Annotated in this window: 18 protein-coding genes; 16 read left to right on the forward strand and 2 right to left on the reverse strand. The window is 70.8% G+C overall.

Annotated features, from left to right (window positions below):
* Positions 1–144: 144 nt before the first annotated feature.
* The 8 genes from ndk (at position 145) to K377_RS38655 (ending at position 10,963) form a co-directional block, all read left to right on the forward strand.
* The gene (ndk, locus tag K377_RS38620; protein ID WP_111668332.1) at positions 145–558 is read left to right on the forward strand and encodes a nucleoside-diphosphate kinase; all 414 of its coding nucleotides are present in this window, start codon (positions 145–147) and stop codon (positions 556–558) included.
* A 326-nt stretch (positions 559–884) separates the two neighbouring features.
* Complete coding sequence (locus tag K377_RS38625; RefSeq protein ID WP_111668333.1) at positions 885–1,904, forward strand: rod shape-determining protein; 1,020 nt, start codon at positions 885–887, stop codon at positions 1,902–1,904.
* 218 nt (positions 1,905–2,122) lie between these two features.
* Positions 2,123–3,058 carry a rod shape-determining protein MreC gene (gene mreC, locus K377_RS38630; RefSeq protein WP_111668334.1) on the forward strand — a complete coding sequence of 312 codons (936 nt, stop codon included), beginning with the start codon at positions 2,123–2,125 and terminating at the stop codon, positions 3,056–3,058.
* An 18-nt stretch (positions 3,059–3,076) separates the two neighbouring features.
* Complete coding sequence (gene mreD, locus K377_RS38635) at positions 3,077–3,751, forward strand: rod shape-determining protein MreD (RefSeq protein WP_111668335.1); 675 nt, start codon at positions 3,077–3,079, stop codon at positions 3,749–3,751.
* Between the two features lie 102 nt (positions 3,752–3,853).
* Positions 3,854–6,034, forward strand: coding sequence for a penicillin-binding protein 2 (gene mrdA / locus K377_RS38640; protein ID WP_111668336.1), 2,181 nt, complete (start codon positions 3,854–3,856; stop codon positions 6,032–6,034).
* Positions 6,035–6,040: 6 nt separating this feature from the next.
* A complete protein-coding gene (gene rodA / locus K377_RS38645; protein ID WP_111668337.1) occupies positions 6,041–7,246 on the forward strand; it encodes a rod shape-determining protein RodA in 1,206 nt (401 codons plus the stop codon).
* Between the two features lie 190 nt (positions 7,247–7,436).
* The gene (locus tag K377_RS38650) at positions 7,437–8,966 is read left to right on the forward strand and encodes a CYTH and CHAD domain-containing protein (protein ID WP_111668338.1); all 1,530 of its coding nucleotides are present in this window, start codon (positions 7,437–7,439) and stop codon (positions 8,964–8,966) included.
* Between the two features lie 41 nt (positions 8,967–9,007).
* Entirely contained in the window at positions 9,008–10,963 is a 1,956-nt protein-coding gene (locus K377_RS38655) for a TIGR03960 family B12-binding radical SAM protein (RefSeq protein ID WP_111668339.1), read from the forward strand.
* A gap of 61 nt (positions 10,964–11,024) precedes the next feature.
* On the opposite strand, the gene K377_RS38660 is transcribed toward K377_RS38655, so the two are convergent.
* Positions 11,025–11,612: a TerD family protein gene (locus K377_RS38660; protein ID WP_111668340.1), complete on the reverse strand. Its 588-nt coding sequence runs from the start codon at positions 11,610–11,612 to the stop codon at positions 11,025–11,027.
* 93 nt (positions 11,613–11,705) lie between these two features.
* Between K377_RS38660 and K377_RS38665 the strand changes: the two genes are divergently transcribed.
* The 7 genes from K377_RS38665 (at position 11,706) to obgE (ending at position 21,767) form a co-directional block, all read left to right on the forward strand.
* Positions 11,706–12,731, forward strand: a complete 1,026-nt coding sequence (locus tag K377_RS38665) for a hypothetical protein (RefSeq protein ID WP_309252266.1) — start codon at positions 11,706–11,708, stop codon at positions 12,729–12,731.
* A gap of 46 nt (positions 12,732–12,777) precedes the next feature.
* Positions 12,778–13,581 carry a TIGR03936 family radical SAM-associated protein gene (locus K377_RS38670; RefSeq protein ID WP_111668342.1) on the forward strand — a complete coding sequence of 268 codons (804 nt, stop codon included), beginning with the start codon at positions 12,778–12,780 and terminating at the stop codon, positions 13,579–13,581.
* A gap of 253 nt (positions 13,582–13,834) precedes the next feature.
* Positions 13,835–17,860 carry an Rne/Rng family ribonuclease gene (locus tag K377_RS38675; protein ID WP_111668343.1) on the forward strand — a complete coding sequence of 1,342 codons (4,026 nt, stop codon included), beginning with the start codon at positions 13,835–13,837 and terminating at the stop codon, positions 17,858–17,860.
* Between the two features lie 221 nt (positions 17,861–18,081).
* Positions 18,082–19,407 carry a phospholipase D-like domain-containing protein gene (locus tag K377_RS38680; RefSeq protein ID WP_111668344.1) on the forward strand — a complete coding sequence of 442 codons (1,326 nt, stop codon included), beginning with the start codon at positions 18,082–18,084 and terminating at the stop codon, positions 19,405–19,407.
* Positions 19,408–19,605: 198 nt separating this feature from the next.
* Positions 19,606–19,926 carry a 50S ribosomal protein L21 gene (rplU, locus tag K377_RS38685; protein WP_018531425.1) on the forward strand — a complete coding sequence of 107 codons (321 nt, stop codon included), beginning with the start codon at positions 19,606–19,608 and terminating at the stop codon, positions 19,924–19,926.
* 16 nt (positions 19,927–19,942) lie between these two features.
* Positions 19,943–20,200 carry a 50S ribosomal protein L27 gene (gene rpmA / locus K377_RS38690; protein ID WP_026245994.1) on the forward strand — a complete coding sequence of 86 codons (258 nt, stop codon included), beginning with the start codon at positions 19,943–19,945 and terminating at the stop codon, positions 20,198–20,200.
* Positions 20,201–20,318: 118 nt separating this feature from the next.
* Entirely contained in the window at positions 20,319–21,767 is a 1,449-nt protein-coding gene (obgE, locus tag K377_RS38695) for a GTPase ObgE (protein WP_111668345.1), read from the forward strand.
* A 69-nt stretch (positions 21,768–21,836) separates the two neighbouring features.
* On the opposite strand, the gene K377_RS38700 is transcribed toward obgE, so the two are convergent.
* The gene (locus K377_RS38700) at positions 21,837–23,945 is read right to left on the reverse strand and encodes a hypothetical protein (RefSeq protein WP_111668346.1); all 2,109 of its coding nucleotides are present in this window, start codon (positions 23,943–23,945) and stop codon (positions 21,837–21,839) included.
* A 261-nt stretch (positions 23,946–24,206) separates the two neighbouring features.
* On the opposite strand from K377_RS38700, the gene proB reads away from it, so the two are divergent.
* The gene (gene proB, locus K377_RS38705; RefSeq protein ID WP_111668347.1) at positions 24,207–25,358 is read left to right on the forward strand and encodes a glutamate 5-kinase; all 1,152 of its coding nucleotides are present in this window, start codon (positions 24,207–24,209) and stop codon (positions 25,356–25,358) included.
* The last annotated feature ends 107 nt before the right edge of the window (positions 25,359–25,465 follow it).

A 25,465-nucleotide genomic window follows, 5' to 3' on the forward strand; every position in this document is an offset into this window, starting at 1 on the left:
GCGGGGAACGGCGCGAGATGCGGCCACCGGGCCGCGGGCGGGGAACGAGCCGGGGTGGGGGCGAACCCCGGTGCCGGGGCTGGGGTCACCCCCTGTAATCTCGGGCCCACCGCACATCCCGGCCGCACAAGGAGCCCAACCGAAATGACCCAGCGCACGCTCGTCCTGCTCAAGCCCGACGCGGTCCGCCGTGGCCTGATCGGCGAGATCATCGGCCGTATCGAGCGCAAGGCCGGCTGGACGATCGGCGCACTCGAACTGCGCGAGCTCGGCCAGGAGACGCTGGAGCAGCACTACGGCGAGCACAAGGGCAAGCCCTTCTACGAGCCGCTGATGACGTTCATGGCGTCCGGCCCGGTCGTGGCGCTGGTCGTCGAGGGCGAGCGCGTCATCGAGGGCGTTCGCCAGCTGGCCGGCCCGACCGACCCGATCGCGGCGGCCCCGGGCTCCATCCGTGGCGACTTCGGTGTCATCGTCCGAGAGAACCTGATTCACGCGTCGGACTCCGAGGAGTCGGCCGAGCGCGAGCTGAAGATTTTCTTCCCGAACCTGGTCTGACGCCGGATCTCGCCCATTGAGACGAACCGCATTCCCTTTCTGACGATTCGTCAGTCACGGAGCGCCACTGACCTGGAACGGCCTGAGAATTCAGGCCGTTCTTTGGCATATGCGCCCCGATTGGGGGAACGCAACCCTCCGTCGGCACGTCCCCATTAGCGGGGCGGGGATTCATCTGCTGACAATGGCGAAGACCCTCGCGCCGTGATCGTGCAGGCGAGACTACGATGGAGCCTCCACGCCACACCGCGTCCACCTCTCGCCAACCTGACAAGCAATCAAACGCTCCACTTGGGAAGGCCAGACGAATCCTGATGGGGAACTCAATGTCGTTCATCGGCCGTGACATGGCTGTCGACCTCGGGACCGCCAACACGCTGGTGTACGTCAGGGGTCGCGGGATCGTGCTCAATGAGCCGTCCGTGGTCGCCATCAACACCAACACCGGTGGCATCCTCGCGGTCGGCGCCGAAGCCAAGAAGATGATCGGGCGCACCCCTGGCAACATCGTCGCCGTGCGCCCGCTGAAGGACGGCGTGATCGCCGACTTCGAGATCACCGAGCGCATGCTCCGCTACTTCATCCTGAAGATCCACAAGCGGCGTTACCTCGCCCGGCCCCGCGTCGTGGTCTGCGTACCGTCCGGCATCACCGGTGTCGAGCGCCGCGCGGTCATCGAGGCCTCCTCGCAGGCCGGTGCCCGCCAGGTGCACATCATCGAGGAGCCCATGGCGGCGGCCATCGGCTCCGGCCTCCCGGTCCACGAGGCCACGGGCAACATGGTGGTGGACATCGGTGGCGGCACCACCGAGGTCGCGGTCATCTCGCTCGGCGGAATCGTCACGGCACAGTCGATCCGCGTGGCGGGCGACGAGCTGGACAACGCGATCATCCAGCACATCAAGAAGGAGTACTCCCTCCTCCTCGGTGAGCGGACCGCCGAACAGATCAAGATCACGATCGGTTCGGCGTACGACCTCGACAACGACGAGCACACCGAGATCCGCGGCCGTGACCTGGTCTCCGGCCTGCCGAAGACCGTCGTCATCTCGGCGGCGGAAGTCCGCAAGGCCATCGAGGAACCGGTCAACGCGATCGTGGACGCGGTCAAGACCACCCTCGACAAGTGCCCGCCCGAGCTGTCCGGTGACGTCATGGACCGCGGCATCGTTCTCACCGGTGGCGGCGCCCTGCTCCGCGGCCTCGACGAGCGACTGCGGCGCGAGACCGGCATGCCGATCCACATCGCGGAGGACCCGCTGGACAGCGTGGCGCTCGGTTCCGGAAAGTGTGTCGAGGAGTTCGAGGCGTTGCAGCAGGTGCTCGACGCCTCGCCGCGCAGATGAGTGGTGTGAACACCTGAAAGGGTGGGTCCGCCGTACGAGTGCCTGCCACTTCGTACGGCGGATCGTTGATATAGAGGCAAGGCGCAAGAATTCCCGGACATCAGTTGCATCGGTTACATCCGTCCGGCATCACCTAATCCCCCCGACAAACCCATATCCCCAGACATCGTGACATCGCCCCACCCGATTTCTGATTGAGGAAGGCACGGCCGCCGTACGTGAGGGACACACGAGAGAGCCGGCTGCTCCTGGTACTGCTGATCGCCATCGCGTTCGCGTTGATCACGGTGGACATCCGCGGAGGAGAGGACTCGCCGGTCGACGGTGCCCGTCAGGGCGCCGCCAAGGTCTTCGGACCCGTGGAGAGCGGTGTCGCCGGCGCGGTCGATCCGATCGGCAACGCCATAAGCGCGGTCCGCGACTCCGACAAGCGGCACGACCGGATCAGTCAGCTGGAGCGCGAGAACGCCGGCCTGAAGGCCAAGCTCGGCAGCGACGACCGCAACCGCAGCAAGATCCGCCAGCTCGACACCATGCTGAAGACGGCCGGCGCCGGTCAGTACGGGATCAAGGGCGCCCAGGTCATCGCCATAGGGTCCGCGCAGGGCTTCTCCTGGACGGTGACCATCGACGCCGGTGCCGATGACGGCATCAAGCGCGACATGACGGTGCTGAACGGGGACGGGCTCGTCGGCCGCGTCACCACGGTCGGCCCCGGCACCTCCACGATCCTCCTCGCCAACGACCCGGACTTCACCGTCGGCACCCGGATGGAGAAGACCGACGAGCTCGGCTTCGCCTCCGGCCAGGGCGACCGCCCGCTGCGCGTCCAGCTGCTCAACGGCAAGGCCAAGGTGAAGAAGGGCGACCGGCTCGTCACCTTCGGCTCACAGGCCGACAAGCCGTTCGTGCCCGGCGTGCCCGTCGGCAGGGTCGTCCGCGTCGATCCGTCCGGCGGCGACCTGACCCGTACCGTCTACGTCGAGCCGTACGTCGGCTTCACCAAGCTCGACATCGTGGGCGTCGTCGTCCAGCCGCCGCGCACCGACCCGCGCGACGAGGTCCTGCCGTCCAAGCCCGCGAAGCCCAAGCCCGCGCCGACCGTGACGGTCACCGTCACGCCGTCCGCGCCCGCCGACGGCGTCCAGCAGTAACAGGAGGAGCTGACCACCATGCGCTTCAACCGGATCCTCCTCTCCACGACCCTCGTCGTCGTCGCCCTCGTCGTCCAGGTCTGCGTCCTGGCGCGGTTGCAGCTCCCGGGCGCCGTGCCCGACCTGCTGCTGCTCACCGTCCTCGGCCTGGCGCTCGTCTACGGCCACGTCGGCGGCGCCTTCATCGGTTTCGGCGCGGGCCTGCTCGCCGACCTGGCCCCGCCCGCCGACCACGCCGCCGGGCGGTACGCCCTGGTCCTGTGCGTCATCGGCTACCTCGCCGGCCTCGCCAAGCCCGAGACCGGACAGCTGCGCTCGGCCTTCGGCCCGATGGTCGTGGTGGTCGCCGCCGCCGTCGGCACCACCCTGCTGTACGCGGGCGTCGGCGCCCTCGTCGGCGACACCGCCGCCCGCCACGTCGGCCTCGGCAGCCTGCTGTTCACCGCCGCGCTCTACGACCTGCTGCTCGCGCCGTTCGTCGTACCCGGCGTGATGGCGCTCGCCAGACGCGCCGAGAACGATCCGCTGGCCGACAGCGGCGGCGGCTCCGGCAAGGTCTCCGACGTCTCCTCCGGCTGGCTCTCCGCCGGCACCGGCCTGCGCATCGGCAACCAGCGCGGCGGCCTGCGCATGAAGTCCGTCAAGGCGCGCGCCGCCCGCGCCGGACGCATCAAGGGGGTCAAGCGCCTGTGAGCGCAGAGCAGTTGACCGCCGCGGCCGACCGGGCCGCGCACAGGTGGGGCGTGTACACGTACTACTCGTACTCGCACACGTACTAGGGGGAGCACGGGCACCATGACCAACATCCCGGAGACCGGCCGGACCCCGCGCGTCCAGATCCGTCTCGTCGTCCTCCAGATCCTCGTCCTGTCCCTCCTGCTCACGCTCGGCGGCCGCCTCTGGTACCTCCAGGTGCGCAACGGCGACGAGTACGCCAAGGAGGCGTCCGGCAACCACGTCCAGCAGGTCGTCACGCCCGCCGTGCGCGGCTCGATCCTGGACTCGCGGGGCGTGGCCCTCGCCGACAACGAGACCCGCCTCGTCGTCTCCGCCTCGCGGACCGACCTGATGAAGATGAAGGACGACGGGAAGGGCGTCCTCACCAAGCTCGCCGGCGTCCTCGGCATGAAGCCCAAGGACGTCGAGGAGAAGGTCCGGCTGTGCGACGCCAAGACGCCGCAGCCCTGCTGGAACGGCTCGCCGTACCAGCCCATCCCGATCACCGACGAGGCCACGCCCAAGCAGGCGCTGCAGATCCGCGAGCGCGGCGAGGACTTCCCCGGCATCACCGCCGAGCCCACCGCCGTACGCCGCTACGCCGCGCCCGGCAAGGCCAACACCGCGCAGGTCCTCGGCTATCTCTCCCCGGTGACCGACTCCGAGATCGAGAAGGCGAAGGACAGCGACTCGCCGTACCTCCGCTCCGACCAGGTCGGCCGCTCCGGTCTTGAACGCACGTACGACAAGGATCTGCGCGGCAAGGCCGGCGTCACCCGCTACGAGGTCGACAACCTCGGCCGGGTCATCGGCCGCGCCAAGAGCGACGACGCCGAACCCGGTGCGAACGTCGTCACCTCGATAGACGCACGGGTCCAGCGCGTCGCCGAGTACGAGCTGAACGAGGCGATGAAGAACGCCCGCAAGGAGTTCGACAAGAACACCGGCACCAACTACAAGGCCGACTCCGGCGCCGTCGTCGTGATGGAGGCCAAGACCGGCCGCGTCGTCGCCATGGCGTCCAACCCGAGCTACGACCCGAACGCCTGGGTCGGCGGCATCTCCGGCAAGGACTACGCCAACCTGACCGGCAAGAGCTCCAACTACCCGCTGCTGAACCGGGCCATCCAGGGCCAGGCGGCCCCCGGCTCCATCTTCAAGGTCATCTCGACCACGGCGGCGGTCAACGCGGGCTACCAGTTCAACGGGCGCTACCCCTGCACCAGCTCGTACTCGATCGGCAACCAGGTCTTCAAGAACTTCGAGTCGGAGAACTTCGGGCCGATCTCGCTGGGCCGCGCCCTGGAGGTCTCCTGCGACACCGTCTTCTACGGCATCGCCCACAACGAGTGGAAGAAGGACGGCGGCCTCAAGGGCAACAAGGACACCCAGGACTGGTTCTACAAGACCGCCCACCAGTTCGGCCTCGGCAAGGAGACCGGCATCGACCTGCCCAACGAGGTCACCGGCCGGGTCCCCGACCGCCAGTGGAAGCAGCGGTTCTGGAAGGCCAACAAGGACTCCTGGTGCAAGTCCGGCAAGAAGGACGGCGACTACGTCCAGCGCCTGAACTACGAGAACTGCCTCGAAGGCAATCTCATGCGCGCCGGTGACTCCGTCAACTACTCCATCGGCCAGGGCGACACCCTCGTCACCCCGATCCAGATGGCGTCGATCTACGCCGCGATCTCCAACGGCGGCACCCTGCACGAGCCCGAGGTCGGCAAGGCCATCGTCAGCGCCGACGGCAAGCAGGTCCACGCGATCCAGCCGAAGGTCAACGCCAAGCTGCCGTTCAAGGGCAAGACCCGCGACGAGATAGACGAAGCACTGGCGGGAGTGGCGACCCGCGGTACGGCGGCCTGGCGCTTCGGCGGCTGGCCCCAGGACAAGATCCCGATGCACGCCAAGACCGGTACGGCCGAGGTCTACGGCAAGCAGACGACGTCCTGGTTCGCGTCCTACACCAAGGACTACTCGATCGTGATGACGATCTCCCAGGGTGGTACGGGTTCCGGCGCCTCGGGACCGGCCGTCCGCAAGATCTACGACGCGATGTACGGCCTCGACGAGAACGGCAAGCAGGACCTGAAGAAGGCCCTGCTGCCCGAGCCGGAGAAGGCCCTGCCGAAGATCCAGAAGGACGGTTCGATCGACGCCCCGACGATCGACACGTACGACCCGGGCAAGCAGCAGGCGCCCGCGCAGCAGGAGCTCGCGGCCGGGCTGCCCGCCTCGACGTACAGCAGGAGGGACTGACCGACCATGGCAGGTCACACCAACGGTTTCTCCGTCTCCGGGTACGGCCCGCAGCAGCGCTCCACCATGTCCCGGCTCATGGCCCGGGACTCGGTGGTGCGGCGGCTCGACTGGCCGATCCTGCTGTCGGCGATCGCGCTGTCGCTGATCGGTTCGGCGCTCGTCTTCTCGGCGACCCGCAACAGGACCGAGCTGAACCAGGGCGACCCGTACTACTTCCTCTTCCGCCACCTGCTCAACACCGGCATCGGCATCGGGCTGATGGTCGGCACGATCTGGCTCGGCCACCGCACCCTGCGCACGGCCGTGCCGATCCTCTACGGCATCTCGGTCTTCCTGGTGCTGCTGGTGCTCACCCCGCTCGGTGCGACGGTGAACGGCGCGCACGCGTGGATCATCATCGGCGGCGGCTTCTCGCTCCAGCCCTCGGAGTTCGTGAAGATCACGATCATCCTGGGGATGGCGATGCTGCTCGCGGCGCGGGTCGACGCCGGTGACCGCGAGCATCCCGACCACCGGACCGTCCTCCAGGCCCTCGGCCTCGCCGCCGTCCCCATGATGGTCGTCATGCTGATGCCGGACCTCGGGTCCGTCATGGTCATGGTGATGATCGTGCTCGGCGTGCTGCTGGCCTCCGGCGCCTCCAACCGGTGGGTGCTCGGGCTGATCGGGGTCGGCGCGGCCGGTGCCGTCGCGGTGTGGCAGCTCGGTGTCCTCGACGACTACCAGATCGCCCGGTTCGCCGCCTTCGCCAATCCGGCGCTCGACCCGGCCGGTGTCGGCTACAACACCAACCAGGCGCGCATCGCGATCGGCTCGGGCGGGCTCACCGGCTCCGGGCTCTTCCACGGCTCGCAGACCACCGGGCAGTTCGTGCCCGAGCAGCAGACCGACTTCGTGTTCACGGTGGCGGGGGAGGAGCTCGGCTTCCTCGGCGCCGGCGCCATTCTTCTGCTGCTCGCCGTGGTGCTGTGGCGGGCCTGCCGGATCGCCCGCGAGACCACCGAGCTGTACGGGACGATCGTCGCCGCTGGCATCATCGCGTGGTTCGCCTTCCAGGCGTTCGAGAACATCGGCATGACGCTGGGCATCATGCCGGTGGCGGGTCTCCCGCTCCCGTTCGTCTCGTACGGCGGTTCGTCGATGTTCGCGGTGTGGGTGGCGATCGGTTTGCTGCAGTCGATCAGGGTCCAGCGCCCGATGTCGGCCTAGCGCCCGCCGCCAAGGGCGGCAGGGTGGGCAAGGCGGCACCCCGGCGCGGGGCCAGCGCCCCAGGGGCGGCCACTTCAGCGCCGTTCGCGTGTGCGGCCCCGGTAGGGGCTGGTCGCGCGGTTCCCCGCGCCCCTGACGCAGCCCGGGTTGTCCTCTATCGGGACGAACCGGTGGCGTCTAGATTCGGGTTATGGCGGAGACGAAGCGCGAGATCGAGCGGAAGTACGAGGTTGCGGGCGCTGCCGACGAGGGCTTCGAGCTGCCCGACCTGGGCAAGGTCCCCGGCGTGGCGGAGGTCATCGACAAGGGCGTGGTGGAACTCGACGCCGTGTACTACGACACGGCCGACCAGCGCCTCGCGGCCGACCACATCACCCTGCGCCGCCGCACCGGAGGCGACGACGCGGGCTGGCACCTGAAGATCCCGGTCGCCCTCGGCGAGGGCGTGCGGGACGAGATCCGCGCCCCGCTCTCGGCACAACTGCCCCGCTCGCTCGCCGGACTCGTCCGGTCCCGGGTGCGACAGGAGCCGCTGCTGCCCGTCGTCCGCCTGCTGTCGTCCCGCGACGTCTCCCACCTGACCGACGCCCACGGCGCCCTGCTCGCCGAGGTCAGCGTCGACGCCGTACGCGCCGAGCGGGCCGACGGCCAGGGCGGCACGGCCTGGACGGAGATCGAGGTCGAACTGGCGGACGACGGCGACCCCGACTTCCTCGGCAAGGTCGAGAAGCGACTGCGCAAGGTCGGCGCCGACCGCTCCGTCTCCCTCTCCAAACTGGCCCGAGCCCTCGACGAGACGGGCGCCAAGGCCCCGGCGTCGCGACCCGCCGCCCCCACGGAGCCCGGCACCGCGGGCGACCACGTCGTCGCCCACCTGCGCACCCAGCGGGACAAGCTCGTCGACCTCGACCCGGCGGTCCGCCGCGACCTGCCCGACGCGGTGCACCAGATGCGGGTCGCCGCCCGCAGGATGCGCAGCGCGTTCAAGACGTACAAGAAGATCCTCGACCCCGCCGCCACCGAACCGGTCGCCGAGGAGCTGAAATGGCTCGGCGGCGAGCTGGGCATCGACCGGGACCACGAGGTGCTGACCGAGCGGCTCACCGCCCGGATCGACGACGTACCGCGCACCCTGCTGCTCGGCCCGGTCCGCGGCCGGCTGCGGATCTGGGCGGTGGCCCGCCGCCAGGGCTCGCGCCGCCACACGGTCGCCGTCCTCGACAGCAAGCGCTACCTCGCCCTGCTGGACGCCCTGGACGCCCTGCTCGCCGACCCGCCGCTGCTGCCCGCCGCCCGGAAACCGGCCGCGGACCGCCTCGTAGCCGCCGCTCTCAAGGACAAGGCCCGCCTCGCCGCCCGTATCGAGCACGCCCTGTCGCTGCCCGCGGGCACCGACCGCGACGTGGCGATGCACGAGGCCCGTAAGTCCGCCAAGCGCGCCCGGTACGCGGGCGAGGCCGCCGTCCCCGCGCTCGGCAAGCAGGCCAAGCGGTTCGCCAAGCGGATGAAGGCCGTCCAGTCCCTCCTCGGCGACCACCAGGACTCCGTCGTCGCCCGCGAGACGCTGCGCCAGCTCGCGATCCAGGCGCACGCGGCCGGCGAGACGGCGTTCACCTGGGGACTGCTGTACGGACAGGAGCAGGCGGCCGCCGCTGACTACGAGCGGGAGCTGCCCGGGGTGTGGGCCGGGGCGGCGGAGGCGGGTCTCTCGGCGGGTTAGGCTTGAGGGTCCCCCCTGTCAGCTCACAAAGGTCCACGGTTATGCCTGCCGATGCCGTCGCCGCGGCGCCCCAAGCGGTCGAGTCTGTCTTTCCGCAGCTCGAAGCGCTGCTCCCGCATGTGCAGAAGCCGATCCAGTACGTCGGCGGAGAGCTCAACTCCACGGTCAAGCCGTGGGAGTCCTGCGACGTCCGCTGGGCGCTGATGTACCCGGACGCGTACGAGGTCGGCCTGCCCAACCAGGGCGTCATGATCCTCTACGAGGTCCTGAACGAGCGGGAGGGCGTCCTCGCCGAGCGCACCTACAGCGTCTGGCCCGACCTGGAAGCCCTGATGCGCGAGCACAAGGTGCCCCAGTTCACGGTCGACTCGCACCGCCCGGTGAAGGCCTTCGACGTCTTCGGGCTCTCCTTCTCCACCGAGCTCGGCTACACCAACATGCTGGCCGCGCTCGACCTGGCCGGCATCCCGCTGGAGTCCAAGGACCGCGGGCTCGACGACCCGATCGTCCTCGCGGGCGGCCACGCGGCCTTCAACCCCGAGCCGATCGCCGCGTTCATCGACGCCGCCGTCATCGGCGACGGCGAGCAGGCCGTGCTCGACATGACGGAGATCATCCGCGCCTGGAAGGCCGAGGGCCGCCCGGGCGGGCGCGAGGAGGTCCTGCTCCGCCTCGCGAAGACCGGGAACATCTACGTCCCGGGCTTCTACGACGTCGAGTACCTGCCCGACGGCCGCATCGGCCGCGTCGTGCCGAACCGCTCGGGCGTGCCGTGGCGGGTGTCCAAGCACACCGTCATGGACCTCGACGAGTGGCCCTACCCCAAGCAGCCGCTGGTCCCGCTCGCGGAGACCGTCCACGAGCGGATGTCCGTCGAGATCTTCCGCGGCTGCACCCGCGGCTGCCGCTTCTGCCAGGCCGGCATGATCACGCGCCCCGTGCGGGAGCGAAGCATCACCGGCATCGGCGACATGGTGGAGAAGGGCCTCAAGGCGACCGGCTTCGAGGAGGTCGGCCTGCTCTCGCTGTCCTCCGCGGACCACTCCGAGATCGGCGACATCGCCAAGGGCCTCGCGGACCGCTACGAGGAAGACAAGATCGGCCTCTCGCTGCCCTCGACCCGCGTCGACGCGTTCAACGTCGACCTGGCCAACGAGCTGACGCGCAACGGCCGCCGCTCCGGTCTGACCTTCGCCCCCGAGGGCGGCAGCGAGCGCATGCGCAAGGTCATCAACAAGATGGTCAGCGAAGAGGACCTGATCCGCACGGTCGCGACCGCGTACGGCAACGGCTGGCGGCAGGTGAAGCTGTACTTCATGTGCGGCCTGCCCACCGAGACCGACGACGACGTCCTCCAGATCGCCGAGATGGCGATGAACGTGATCCAGAAGGGCCGCGAGGTCTCCGGGTCCAACGACATCCGCTGCACGGTCTCCATCGGCGGGTTCGTGCCCAAGCCGCACACCCCGTTCCAGTGGGCGCCGCAGCTGTCGGCGGAGGAGACGGACGCCCGTCTCGAAAAACTCCGCGACAAGATCCGCGGCGACAAGAAGTACGGCCGCTCCATCGGCTTCCGCTACCACGACGGCAAGCCCGGCACCGTCGAGGGCCTGCTCTCCCGCGGCGACCGCCGCATCGGCGACGTCATCCGCGCGGTCTACGAGGACGGCGGCCGCTTCGACGGCTGGCGCGAGCACTTCAGCTACGACCGCTGGATGGACTGCGCCGCCAAGACACTGCCCGCCCACGGCGTCGACGTCGCCTGGTACACGACGCGCGAGCGCACGTACGAGGAGGTCCTGCCCTGGGACCACCTGGACTCCGGCCTCGACAAGGACTGGCTCTGGGAGGACTGGCAGGACGCGCTCGACGAGACCGAGGTCGAGGACTGCCGCTGGACGCCCTGCTTCGACTGCGGCGTCTGCCCCGCGATGGACACGTCCATCCAGATCGGCCCGACCGGCAAGAAGCTGCTGCCGCTGACGGTCGTCAAGTAGTACCTGATCGACATGGGTGTGGGGCCGGGCGTCAGCCCGGCCCCACACCCATGTCCCACGGCTACTTGCTGACCGCGAAGCGCATCAGCGCGCGCTCGTCGCCCTGCTTGATCTTGCCGGTCTCATTGATGACCTCGAGCTTCCAGACGTCACCCGCGCTGCGGATCGCCTTCGCCACCAGGCACCCGTTGTCGGCGCTGAGCAGGCTCGGCCAGATGTCCGCCACCTGCTGGCTGCTGCCGCCGGTCGCGTCGTACACCTTGAAACTGATGTTGCGGGCCTTCTGGAACGAACTGCCCTTCTTGTAGGCCGCAGCGATGAACACGATCGACGTGATGACCGGCGGCACCTTCGAGAACTCGACCGTGACGGTCTCGTCGTCGCCGTCGCCCTTGCCGGTCTGGTTGTCGCCGCTGTGCAGCAACGCGCCGTTGCCCAGCGGGTCCAGGGAGTCGAGGCCGGCCAGCCGGACCGGGTCGCCGCCCTGCAGCGCGACCGCTATCAGGTCCAGGTCCGTGCCCTGCTTGCGGCGCAGCGCGCCGAGCACGCCGCCGCTGCTGCCGGCGGTCGGGTCCCAGGAGACCCCGATGGAGAGATGGGTGACACCGTCGAGATCCGCGGGGCCGTCTTCCTTCGTAAGCGTAATCATGGGCAGATTGTGCCTGGCACGGCCGCTTTGTGAAGCATCGGCGTCCAATCCCGCATCCGGAAGGCCCTCTTCGGCGTCTGACACTGCATGGACATGGAGAAGCACCCCGGCCCCGCGCCCGCCTCCTCGGAAGGCTGTCTGGTGGCGGCCGTCCGTATGCCGATGCGGATCGTGGCGCTCGTCGTCGTGGTGCCGGTCCGGCTCGTGTGGGACGCGCTCGTCACGGCCGGACGCTTCCTCTGTGAGAAGGCGCTCGTGCCGCTCGGCCGCGGTGTCGGACTGCTGTTGTACTGGGTGCTCATCTGGCCGCTCGTCCAGCTCGCGCGCGGACTCGCCTTCCTGGGGCGGGTGTTGGTGGTCGTCCCGCTGGCGTGGCTGTACGCGCGCGTGCTCGCCCCCGTCGGGCGGGCGCTCGCCGTGGTGCTCGCCTGGGTCGGCCGGGCCCTGTTCGTCTGGCCGTGGGTCTGGCTGTGGCGGCAGGTGCTCGTTCCGATGGGGCGTGGACTGGGCCTGCTGTTCCGGCAGTTCGCGGCGGGCGTCGCCGCGCTCGGGCGGATCCTGCTCGTCGTACCCGCCGTGTGGCTGTACGCGCGCGTGCTGACTCCACTCGGGCACGCGATCGCCCTGCTCGTCCGGTGGATTCTCGTGCTGCCCGCGCTCGCCCTGTGGCGCTGGGTGCTGCTGCCCGTCGGACGTGCCCTCGGCGTGCTGCTGCGGGAGATCGGCGACGCGCTCGGCGTCGCCTGGCGCGTGGCCGGGTACGTCTCGCTCGCCGTCGGACGGTTCCTCGGCACCCTGCTGCGCCGGATCCTCGTGGAGCCCGTGCGCTGGGCGTACCGCAGGGTGCTCACCCCGGTCGGGCACGTCGTACGGGACCGGCTGTGGCGGCCCGCCGCCCGGGTGGTCCGGGAGACGCTCGGCGCGGTCCGTGCCACGGTCCGGCAGGTCCGGGCCGACGTGCGGCGCGCCCTGTTCGGTCCGGACCGCCCGCCCGAGCCGCTGGTCACGGAGGTGCGGGAACCGGAGGACGCGCAGGGACGTACTCTTGGTAGCAGTACCGCTGTCAGCACTGGCAGCAGTGCGACCGCTCTCACGAAGACCGCATTCATTAAGGATTAGGACACTGGGCAAGCGACAGCCCGAAGGCCCGCCGCCCGCACCCGCGGTGCAGCGCATCCGACTGCGCTACACCAAGCGCGGCCGCCTCCGGTTCACCAGCCACCGAGACTTCCAGCGCGCCTTCGAGCGTGCGCTGCGCCGCGCCGAGGTGCCCATGGCGTACTCGGCGGGGTTCACGCCGCACCCGAAGGTGTCCTACGCCAATGCCGCACCCACCGGCACGGGCAGTGAGGCCGAGTACCTGGAGATCGCGCTCACCGCGCCCCGCGACCCCGGCACCCTCCGTGAGCTGCTCGACGAGTCGATGCCGCACGGCCTCGACATCGTCGACGCCGTCGAGGCCCGTACCTCGGGACTCGCCGACCGGCTCGCCGCCTCCGTGTGGGAGCTGCGGCTCGACGGGGTCACGGCCGAGGAGGCCGCCCGCGCCGCGGAGGTCTTCCGGGCCGCCGAGACGGTCGAGGTGCAGCGCCGCACCAAGAACGGCATGCGGACGTTCGACGCCCGCGGTGCCGTCGTGTCGCTGGAGGCACATGAGGCGGCGCGGATCTCGGATGTCCCGGCTGATAGGCCCGGCGACAAGGCCTGTGCGATACTGCGCCTGGTTGTTCGGCACGTGACGCCTGCCGTTCGACCCGACGACGTCCTGTCCGGTCTCCGCGCCGTGGCCGACCTGGCGCCGCCGGTCCCCGCAGCGGTGACCAGGCTGGCGCAGGGGCCTTTCGATGAAGAGACCGGCACGGTGACCGACCCGCTCGCGCCCGACCGCGAGGCAGTCCAGGCCACCCCGCACGCGGGGGCCGCAGGATCTGCCGCCGCGAAGGTGCCTGCCGTGGAAGGTTCCGCGTAAGGACGGTCGCCGTCGCGCCGCCCTCGTACTCGGGAGCCACCTGGGTCGGGCAGCGCACCCACCCAAGGACTTTCGCCAGGCCGTACGTACATCGCGTACCGGAACCGGCGAGAACAGACAGAAGAGCCCCCGTGCGGCGCCCGCGCCCCGGACCGGCGGCCCTCGCGCCCGACAACGAGCGCGAGCGAGCCGCGGACGTCACCGGTCATGGATCAGGCGCGGCGCCCGGGGGCCCGACGGGAGATCCACCCGCATGCCCGAGCCGACCGAACCCACCACCTCCGAGCTGGACAGCCCCAGCGACACCCTGCCCCCGCGCCGCCGGCGCCGGGCCGCGTCGCGTCCCGCGGGCCCGCCCGCGGCCCCCTCCGCCGAGACCGCCGCGCCGGCCATACCGGCCGCTGCCGCGGACGCCGAGGACCAGCTCGCCCCCGCAGACGAGGCCGCCGAGGCCGCTGCCACCCCTGAGACCTCTCCGGCGCCCGAGGCGCAGGACGCGGCGCCCGCCGCCCGCCCGCGCCGCCGCGCGACCCGTCGCGCCTCCGCGCCCACCGGTGCGCCCGCGCAGGCCGAGGCCGCCGAGCCGGTCGTCGAGCCGGCCGCGGAGCCGGTCGCCGCGCCCGCCGCCGAAGAGGCGCCCGCCGAGGCTGCCGCCCCGCGCCGTCGCCGCCGCGCGACCCGTACCGCGTCCGCCCCCGTGACGGACACCGCCGAGAGCGCCGCGCCCGCCGCCGACGAGCCGAAGGCCGTCGCGGAGGAGACCCCGGCCGCCGAAGAGGCGCCCGCCGAGGCCGCCGCGCCGCGCCGTCGCCGCCGTGCGACCCGTACCGTCGCCACCCCCGCCGCCGAGACTCCGGCCGTCGAGGCGGCCCCGGCCGAGGAGCCGCAGGCCGCGGCGCCCGTCGCCGAGGAGGCCCCGGCCGAGTCCGCCGATGACGCGGCCCCGCGCCGTTCGCGTCGCCGGGCCACCCGCGCCGTGTCCGCGCCCGAGGCCCCGCAGGCCGCCGAGCCGGCCGCGCAGGAGCAGGCCGCGCCCGTCGAGTCGGCGGAGCCCGTCGAGGCCGCCGAGGACGACGCGCCGCGTCGCCCCCGTCGCCGCGCCACCCGTAAGGCCGCCGGCGGCTTCTCCGAGCCCAAGCAGTCGAAGGGCCGGCAGGCGAAGCAGTCCGGCACGGCCGACGCCGAGGGCGGCAGCCGCCCGAAGCGGCCGTCCGTCGCCGTCTTCCAGGCGCCGGTCTTCACCGAGCCGATGTTCCAGACGCCCGAGCGCGCCGCTGCCGCCGCCGCGGCCGAGGCCGCCGGTGAGCCGGCCGCCGAGCCCGAGACGGCTCCCGAGCCCGTCGCGGCCGTCGAGGAGGACCAGACGCCGCGCCGTCGCCGCCGTCGCCGCGCCACCGACGAGCGCCCCGCCGCCGAGCCCGAGGCCCCCGCCACCGCGCCGGAGCCCGCCGCCGAGACGCCGGCCGTCGAGCAGGAGGCCGAGCAGGCCACCGAGGCCGACGAGCAGGACAACGACAGCGCTGACAGCGCTGACGGCGCCGACGACCACGACGAGCAGGGCGACCGCCCGGCCCGCCGTCGCCGTCGCGGTGGCCGCCGCCGTCGTCGCGGTGACGCCGCCGACACGGACGCCGAGACCGACGCCGACGCCGCGGACGAGGCCGACGACGAGCACGGCGACGACGAGCACGCCGACGACCACGACGACGAGCAGGACGCGCACGGCTCCTCCGGCGGGTCGAGCAGCAGCCGTCGCCGCCGCCGTCGCCGCCGTCGCGCCGGTGACGCGTCCCCCGAGGCCGAGCAGTCCTCGGACGACCCGGAGCGCACCGTCGTCAAGGTCCGCGAGCCGCGCAAGAAGGACGAGAAGGCCGAGCGCTCGACCTCCTCGGACGAGGTGCAGTCCATCAAGGGCTCCACGCGTCTGGAGGCCAAGAAGCAGCGCCGCCGCGAGGGCCGCGAGCAGGGCCGCCGCCGCGTCCCGATCATCACCGAGGCCGAGTTCCTGGCCCGCCGCGAGGCCGTCGAGCGCGTGATGGTCGTCCGGCAGAACGGCGACCGCACCCAGATCGGCGTGCTCGAGGACAACATCCTCGTCGAGCACTACGTCAACAAGGAGCAGTCGACCTCGTACGTCGGCAACGTCTACCTGGGCAAGGTCCAGAACGTGCTGCCGTCGATGGAGGCCGCCTTCATCGACATCGGCAAGGGCCGCAACGCGGTGCTGTACGCCGGTGAGGTCAACTTCGAGGCGCTCGGCATGGCCAACGGGCCGCGCCGCATCGAGACCGCGCTCAAGTCCGGCCAGTCCGTGCTCGTGCAGGTCACCAAGGACCCGATCGGCCACAAGGGCGCCCGCCTGACCAGCCAGGTCTCGCTGCCCGGCCGCTACCTGGTCTACGTGCCCGAGGGCTCGATGACCGGCATCAGCCGCAAGCTGCCCGACACCGAGCGCGCGCGTCTGAAGACCATCCTCAAGAAGATCGTCCCCGAGGACGCGGGCGTCATCGTGCGCACCGCCGCCGAGGGCGCGAGCGAGGACGAGCTGCGCCGCGACGTCGAGCGTCTGCAGGCCCAGTGGGAGGACATCCAGAAGAAGTCCAAGCAGATCTCGACGTCGTCGCCGAGCCTGCTGTACGGCGAGCCGGACATGACCGTCCGCGTCGTGCGCGACATCTTCAACGAGGACTTCTCCAAGGTCATCGTCAGCGGTGACGAGGCGTGGGAGACCATCCACGGCTACGTCAACCATGTCGCCCCCGACCTGGCCGACCGGCTGTCCCGCTGGACGTCCGAGGTCGACGTCTTCGCGACGTACCGGATCGACGAGCAGCTCGCCAAGGCGCTCGACCGCAAGGTGTGGCTGCCCTCCGGCGGCTCCCTGGTGATCGACAAGACCGAGGCGATGATCGTCGTCGACGTCAACACCGGGAAGTTCACCGGCCAGGGCGGCAACCTCGAAGAGACCGTGACGAGGAACAACCTCGAAGCGGCCGAGGAGATCGTCCGCCAGCTGCGGCTGCGCGACCTCGGCGGCATCGTCGTCATCGACTTCATCGACATGGTCCTGGAGTCCAACCGGGACCTGGTGCTGCGCCGTCTCCTGGAGTGCCTGGGCCGTGACCGGACCAAGCACCAGGTCGCCGAGGTCACCTCGCTCGGCCTGGTCCAGATGACCCGTAAGCGCGTCGGCCAGGGCCTCCTGGAGTCCTTCTCCGAGACCTGCGTGCACTGCAACGGCCGCGGTGTCATCGTCCACATGGAGCAGGCGTCCTCCGCCGGCACCGGTGGCGGCGGCAAGCGCAAGAAGCGCGGCCGCGGCGGCAACGGCGCGGACCACCAGCACGAGACGCACGAGCACGACACGCACGAGCACGAGGCCCACGCGGAGGCGTCGGAGCAGGCCGAGACCGAGGCCGAGGTCGCCGCGGAGGTGGCCGCCCCGGTGGCGCTGCCCGAGCCCGAGTTCGTCCCGGACGAGGAGCTGTACTCCAGCGCCGCCGAGGCGGAGGCCGCGGCGGGCAGCCGTGGCCGCTCGCGCCGCCGTGCCACGCGCCGCGCGTCGGCCCCGGCCGGTGCCCCGAAGCAGGAGCAGACCGACAACAAGCGGTCCGCGCGTGCCGACCGGGCCCGCAAGGCGGAGCAGGCCGAGGAGCAGCGGGAGACCGCCGAGGCCGCCCCGGTGGCCGAGCCGGTCGCCGAGGCGCCGAAGGCCCAGGAGACGCCCGAGCCCGCGGCGGAGCAGGCTGCCGAGGCTCCGGCCCCGCGCGCCCGCCGTCGTGCCACGCGCAAGGCCAGCGCCCCCGCGGGTGCCCCGAAGGCGTCGTCCGACGAGGCCGCCGCGGTGACCGTCGTGGAGACGGTGCCCGAGGCCGAGCCGAAGGCCGAGGAGCCCGTGGTGGAGCAGTCGGCGGCCGAGGCTGCCGCGCCGGCCCGCCCGCGCCGCCGTGCCGTCCGCAAGGCCACCGCGCCGACCGCGTCCGAGGAGCCGGCCGTCCTGGTCGTCCCGTCGGCCACGGAGGAGCCGGCCGCTCAGGACGAGCCCGTGGAGGAGGCGCCCGCCGCCAAGAAGACGGCCCGTAAGACGGCCAAGAAGGCGACGGCGAAGAAGGCGGCCACCGCCACCAAGAAGACCGCGGCCAAGAAGACGGCCGCGAAGAAGACGACGGCCAAGAAGGCGGCGACCAAGACCGCCGCCAAGAAGACGACCGCGAAGAAGACCGCGGCGGCCGAGCAGCAGTCGCTGCCGTCCGTCACGGCCGCGGCCGACGAGGCCTGAGCCACGCACGAAGGCGCCCCCGGCACGGCTTCGGCTGTGCCGGGGGCGCCTTCGTGCGCCGTGACAGCAGGGGAGGGGAACGGGTGAATATCGTACGTAAATCGCCCCCCCGCCCTCGGGGCACGGCAAACTACCTGTAAAACTCAAGCGGTAGTACATGTGCGGGAGAAGCAGGGGTGTCCGTTGGGGAGACGGCCGCGCCCTTGCCAGGGAGGGGAATCATGACGCACGTGCGTCTCAGAGGGACGGGCCGGCATCGGGCGGCCAAGCCGGTCAAGGGGGCCCGGCAGGCGGTGGCCCTCGCCACCGTGCTCTCGGCGGCGGGGGTGCAGGCGGGCGTCGCCGCGGACACCGCGTCGGCGGACACCAGGACCTGGACCGAGGGGCCCATCTTCAACGACCCGCTGGGCACGGTGGACGCGCAGTACGCGATCCGTACCCGGCTCGTCGAGCTGACGGACGCGGCGCTGCCCGGCTCGACCATCAAGGTCGCGGTCTACCACGTGTGGGAGCAGACGATCGCGGACGCCCTGATCCGGGCCAAGGCCCGCGGGGTGAACATCCGGATCGTGCTCGACTCCTCCAGCGTCAACGACCGCCCCACGAACACGATCTACAGCCAGCTGAAGACGGCGTTCGGCACCAACATCGCCGCGTCGTCCTTCGTGACGCTGTGCCCGAAGGACAAGTCGTGCCTGGGTGACCCCAAGTTCGGCAAGTCGATCATGCACAACAAGTTCTGGCTGTTCTCGGCCGTCGACGGCGCCAAGAACGTCGTCGTGCAGACCACGGCGAACTCCACGCCGTCGGCCGGCACGCGCTTCTTCAACGACGCGCTCCAGCTGCCGAACAACGCGGTCCTGTACGGCGCCTACTCGGACTACTTCGACGACATCGCCGCCAAGGACTGGAAGAACTGGGACTACCGCACGGTCAGCAACGGCCACTACAAGGCGTACTTCTATCCGCGGGCCGGCACCACGAACTCCACGGACACCCTGTACTCGGTGCTGAACAACGTCTCGTGCACCTACAAGGACGCCGCGGGCGCGACGAAGCGCACGGTCGTGCGGGCCGCGATCTTCCAGATCACCCGGCAGGCCATCGCCGACAAACTGGTCGCGCTGCAGAAGTCGGGCTGCACCGTCTCCATCGAGTACGCGACGTCCGACAGCGGCACCTGGAAGTCGATGCACGCCTCCGGCGCCCCGCCGCGCCGCTGCTACAACGACGACCGGGACCCGCTGAACCCCGGCACCAAGCTGGGCACGCCGTTCATCATCCACACCAAGTACGTGGCGATCGACGGCATGTACGACGGCGCCCGGAACAAGGTCACCTTCACCGGCTCGCAGAACGCCTCGAACCCGGCGCTGCGCGAGAACGACGAGGCGTACGTCAAGATCGACGACGACTCCGTGCACGACACGTACCGCGCGCATTTCCTGAAGGTGTGGAACGTCGCGTACCCGGGGACGAGCGACAACACGAACCTGTGCAAGGGCGTCAGCACGCTGCCGCAGGACGGTGAGCCCAAGACGACCTGAGGCGGGCGGGGGCGGGGCCGGTTTGACCCTTCTGAGGGGTGCCCCGTAACCTTGACCGTCGGCGTGTCCATAGACGCGTCTCACTCCCGTAAACCTCTTCCTCCGGGACCGGTGAAGCCCAGGCTTCCCGGATGCCGGAGAGGCCGCCTCGCGCGGCTGGACTGCGGGGGTTCCGTTCCGAGCGAAAGAGAGATCCGCGTGTACGCCATCGTGCGCAGCGGTGGTCGCCAGCACAAGGTTGCTGTCGGCGACATCGTTGAGGTTGACAAGCTTCCCACCGCCAAGGTCGGCGACACCGTAGAGCTCTCTACGCTGCTCGTGGTCGACGGCGACGCCGTGACGAGTGACCCGTGGGTCCTTGCCGGCATCAAGGTCCAGGCCGAGATCGTGGACCACCACAAGGGTGCGAAGATCGACATCCTTCGCTACAAGAACAAGACCGGCTACCGCCGTCGTCAGGGCCACCGCCAGCAGTACACGGCGATCAAGGTCACTGAGATCCCCGCGGCTGCGAAGTAAGGGTAGGGACTGAGACATGGCACACAAGAAGGGCGCATCGTCCACTCGGAACGGGCGCGATTCCAATGCTCAGCGGCTCGGCGTGAAGCGCTTCGGCGGTCAGACCGTCAACGCCGGTGAGATCCTGGTCCGCCAGCGCGGCACCCACTTCCACCCGGGCAACGGTGTGGGTCGTGGCAAGGACGACACGCTGTTCGCGCTCGACGCCGGTGCGGTGGAGTTCGGTACCCACCGTGGCCGCAAGGTCGTGAACATCGTTCCGGTCGCCGCCTGAAAGGCAGCTTGACCGGTAGTTTTTCGCGAGGCGGACCTCACTTCCTTTCGGGGAAGCGGGTCCGCCTTTCGCGTGTTAGACGTTAGACATTTCCGTAAGTCTCTGGAGGCACCGAACCATGACCACCTTCGTGGACCGCGTCGAACTGCATGTCGCCGCGGGTAGCGGAGGCCACGGCTGTGCCTCCGTCCACCGTGAGAAGTTCAAGCCGCTCGGCGGCCCGGACGGCGGCAACGGCGGCCGTGGCGGCGATGTGATCCTGGTCGTCGACCAGGACGTCACGACGCTCCTCGACTACCACCACTCCCCGCACCGCAAGGCGACCAACGGCGCGCCCGGCGCGGGTGACAACCGCTCCGGCAAGGACGGCCAGGACCTGGTCCTGCCCGTTCCCGACGGCACCGTCGTCCTCGACAAGCAGGGCAACGTGCTGGCCGACATGGTCGGCCAGGGCACCACCTTCGTCGCCTCCCAGGGCGGCCGCGGCGGCCTGGGCAACGCGGCGCTGGCCTCGGCCCGCCGCAAGGCCCCCGGCTTCGCGCTGCTCGGCGTGCCCGGCGACGAGAGCGACGTCGTCCTGGAGCTCAAGACCGTCGCCGACGTCGCCCTGGTGGGTTACCCGAGCGCAGGCAAGTCCTCGCTGATCTCGGTGCTCTCGGCGGCCAAGCCGAAGATCGCCGACTACCCGTTCACGACGCTCGTCCCGAACCTGGGCGTGGTCACCGCGGGCTCGACCGTCTACACCATCGCCGACGTCCCGGGCCTGATCCCGGGCGCCAGCCAGGGCAAGGGCCTCGGCCTGGAGTTCCTGCGGCACGTGGAGCGGTGCAGCGTGCTGGTGCACGTGCTCGACACGGCGACCCTGGAGTCCGACCGCGACCCGGTCTCCGACCTCGACGTCATCGAGGCGGAGCTGCGGGAGTACGGCGCCGGTCTGGAGAACCGCCCGCGGCTCGTCGTCCTCAACAAGATCGACGTGCCCGACGGCCAGGACCTCGCCGAGATGGTCCGCCCCGACCTGGAGGCGCGCGGCTACAAGGTCTTCGAGGTCTCCGCCGTCGCCCACAAGGGCCTCAAGGAGCTCTCCTTCGCCCTCGCCGAGCTGGTCTCCGCGCACCGTGCCGCGCAGCCCAAGGAGGAGTCGACCCGCGTCGTCATCCGTCCGAAGGCCGTGGACGACGCCGGGTTCACCGTCACCCGCGAGGACGCCGACGGCGAGCCGCTGTTCCGCGTACGCGGCGAGAAGCCGGAGCGCTGGGTGCGCCAGACCGACTTCAACAACGACGAGGCCGTGGGCTACCTGGCCGACCGCCTCAACCGCCTCGGTGTCGAGGACGAGCTGATGAAGGCCGGCGCCCGCAACGGCGACGGCGTCGCCATCGGCCCCGAGGAGAACGCGGTCGTCTTCGACTGGGAGCCCACCATGATGGCGGGCGCCGAGATGCTCGGCCGCCGTGGCGAGGACCACCGCCTGGAGGCCCCGCGACCGGCCGCGCAGCGCCGCCGCGACCGGCAGGCGGAGCGGGACGAGGCCCAGCAGGAGTTCGAGGACTTCAACCCGTTCTAGGCGGTCCGTGTACGCATGAGGAAGGGCCCGGGAGAATCTCCCGGGCCCTTCCTCATGCGCTGTGCGGTGTCACGCGGTGACGGAGTCCTCCGACTCGGCGGAGTCCTGCGTGTCCGCCGCCTCGGCCTCCACGGCCTCGGCGACCTGCTCCTCGATCGAGTCTTCGCGCTGTATCGGAATCTCGCTCTCGCCACGGGCGGCCATCCGCACCCGGCGCTCGTCGGCCCGCGTGCACAGCGCGCGCACCGCGCCGTTGAAGCGGTCCATGGACGGCGGGTCCGAGGGGCCCAGCAGGTGCTCCTTGAGCTCCAGACGGGCCTCGGCGTACTTGTCCTCGGCCTCGCCCCGAACGGCCGCGAGAAGGGCGGGTACGCCCTTCGCCTTCGGCGTCAGGATCGTCGCCGCGCTCACCGTCGGGAAACCGGTGCGGAAGTCCGCCTCGGACAGCCCCGAGGTGTTGGCGACCGCGTACGGCTTCTCGCTGCTCAGCCAGTCGGAGACGACCGAGGAGACGTCGGAGATCAGCACGTCGGCCTGGTTGAAGCAGGTGAAGATCGCCGGGCGGGGCGCGGTGACGATCAGGTGCTCCCACTCCGGGAAGGACGCCCAATAGGCCTCCTCCCAGGCGGCCGTCGCCTGCGCCACGGCCGCGGCCCGGCCGCCGTCGGGCGCGCCCTGGAGCAGCATCTTCTCCATCTCGTCCGCGCTGGTGCGGAAGGCGGTGGAGGTCAGCTGGTCGAGCACGGCGGTGGCGCGGCTCAGCTCGGCGGCGGCCTCCGGGCCGGGGCGGGCGCCGGAGCGGCGGGTGTTGGCCTCGCGGATCATCGCCATGATCCGCTCGTTGGCGGCGCCCGCTGCGGGGACCTGCGAGCCGGTCATCGGGTGCGGCTTGTAGATCAGCCGGACCTTCTCGTCGGCGAGCAGGTGCCGCACGATGTTCTCGCCGGCCAGGATCACCGAGGTGTTGCCCGGGTTGCCGTCCCAGCCCTCCCAGGTGGGGGCGTAGAGGACGGTCGTGTACGAACCGGTCGCCGGGCCCGTGCCGACCTTGATCGGGGAGAGCTGCGGGCGGCCCACCTCGACGACGTCCTTGTCGTCGACGCCGACGTCGGCCAGCTGGTAGCGGTCGCGGGCCGCGGGGCCCGCCACCCACACCTCGTCGTACGCCTTCGCGTACGGGTTGCAGGACGACAGCTTGTCGGACTCGCCGTGGTTGATGAACGCGTGCTTGATCGTCGGGATGCGCAGCACCTGCGAGGTCTTCGCCGCGTTCGCCGGGTGCAGCATCATCTTCAGCGTCGAGTTCTCCAGCGAGAACATCGTGGCGACCTTCGGGAAGCAGATGATCGGCACATCGGTCGCGTCGATCTTGTTCACCATGAAGCGCTCACGCAGCACGATCAGCGGCTTGCCGTCGACGTCGGCGAGCGTGGAGAGCCACATGTTCGCCTGGTACGCGGAGGTCGTGCCGCCGGAGAAGTACATCGCCACGGTCGGCCGGTAGTCGGCCAGCCAGCGGTCGAGCCACTCGATGGTCTGCTGGTCGTTCAGCGGGCGCTTCTTCGGCAGCAGCCAGGTCGCCAGGTAGACGGCGCCGCCGCCGAGCAGCACGATCGAGACGCCGATGCCGATGCCGCCCCACAGGGCGTTCGTCGTCGCGGCCGTCACCAGCAGGCCGATCGTGGCCGGCACCGAGAAGGCGAGCAGACGGTGGCTGGAGCGGCGGGCCAGCAGCCGCGGCGGGGCCGCGGAAAGGCGCAGCGGGGTGGAGTCGATGTTGCGGGTGACGATCGGCAGCGTCCGGCTGCGGCGCACCAGCACGGCGGCGGCCTGGCAGGCGAAGTGCATGACGTACACCGCGAGCACCATGATCAGCAGGGGGGCCTGCTCGCCCAGCGGATCGATGCCGTGGATGCGCAGCAGGCCGACGAAGATCAGCATGTCGCGCAGCAGCTGACGCACGGTGACGTCGAAGCGGATCTTGCCCAGGAGCGACAGGAGGCCCGGCTGGCGGAACTGCAGATACGTGTCGAGTGCGAGGCCCGCGGCGCTCGCGGCGACGAACACGGGTACATACGGAACGAGCGCGCTCACGAGCTGGGCCACATAGAGCGCAAACATCGTGAGCAGCGCTGAGAGCTGCACGACGCGGCGGGGGGCAAGTCCGGCGGAGGGCACGGGCTGGGCTCCTGGCAGGAATAGGAGGACGAGGAGGACCGTGGGGGGCTGGTCCGCCCCGGTGAAGAGGCTGACCACTGACCGTATGACTTTGAGCGGTCCCGTAGCAATCCTCGGTGAGATCAATCACGACAAATAGGGGCGAAAGCCATCACCTGTGCGGGCCCAGGTCCTCTACGCCCGCGAAGCCCCGGCGCCGCGGGCGTCCGCCCCTCGAAACCCCTGAGCGTCCGGCCGGTCACGTCCCGTAGATTGCGCAGCATGTCAGGGGCAACAACAGGGGCGGCTCGACCGGCGCGGCAGGGCGTCGCGGAAGCACGCCGGATCGTGGTCAAGGTCGGATCGTCGTCGCTCACCACGGCCGCCGGGGGACTGGACGCCGACCGCGTCGACGCCCTGGTGGACGTCCTCGCCAAGCACCGCGGCGGGGGAGCGAAGGAGATCGTCCTCGTCTCCTCCGGCGCCATCGCGGCCGGACTCGCCCCGCTCGGCCTGACCCGCCGCCCCAAGGACCTCGCCCGCCAGCAGGCCGCGGCCAGCGTCGGCCAGGGCCTGCTCGTGGCCCGCTACACGGCCTCCTTCGCCCGCTACGGCGTCCGCGTCGGCCAGGTCCTGCTCACCAGCGACGACATGGCCCGCAGAGCCCACCACCGCAACGCCTCGCGCACCCTCGACCAGCTCCTCGCGATGGGCGCCTTCCCGATCGTCAACGAGAACGACACCGTCGCCACCGACGAGATCCGCTTCGGCGACAACGACCGCCTGGCCGCGCTCGTGGCCCACCTCGTCCACGCCGACCTCCTCGTTCTCCTCTCCGACGTCGACGGCCTCTACGACGGCGACCCCGCGAAGCCCGGCACCTCCCGCATCGCCGAGGTCCGCGGCCCCGCCGACATCGCGCACGTCAAGATCGGCTCGGCCGGGAAGGCGGGCGTCGGCACCGGCGGCATGGTCACCAAGGTCGAGGCCGCCTCCATCGCCGCGGCCGCCGGCATCCCCGTCGTGCTGACCTCCGCGTCGTACGCCGCCGACGCCCTCGCCGCCCGCGACACCGGCACGTACTTCCACCGCACCGGCCGCCGCAGCGCGGACCGGCTGCTGTGGCTCCAGCACGCCTCCACCCCGCAGGGCGCGATCACCCTCGACGACGGTGCCGTACGGGCCGTGGTCGAGCGGCGCAAGTCGCTGCTGCCCGCCGGGATCGCCTCCGTGGAGGGCGAGTTCAGCGCCGGGGACCCGGTCGAGCTGCGGGACGAGAGCGGGCGCGCGGTCGCCCGGGGCCTGGTCAACTTCGACGCCAAGGAGATCCCTCAGCTGATCGGCCGCTCCACCCGGGAACTCGCCCGCGACCTCGGTCCGGCCTACGAACGCGAAGTCGTACACAGGGACGACCTGGTCCTCCTCCCGGCTTGAAACACCGCCGGTCACCTTCGAAACCGCCTGTGTAATCGGCCGAAAGCCTGCCACCCGTGGGGGACCTTCCCCAAAACCACCCCACGACGGCTCGTGTCCTGCTCAAC

Origin of the sequence: Streptomyces sp. PsTaAH-137 (assembly GCF_003259365.1) — a bacterium.
GTDB lineage: Bacteria > Actinomycetota > Actinomycetes > Streptomycetales > Streptomycetaceae > Streptomyces.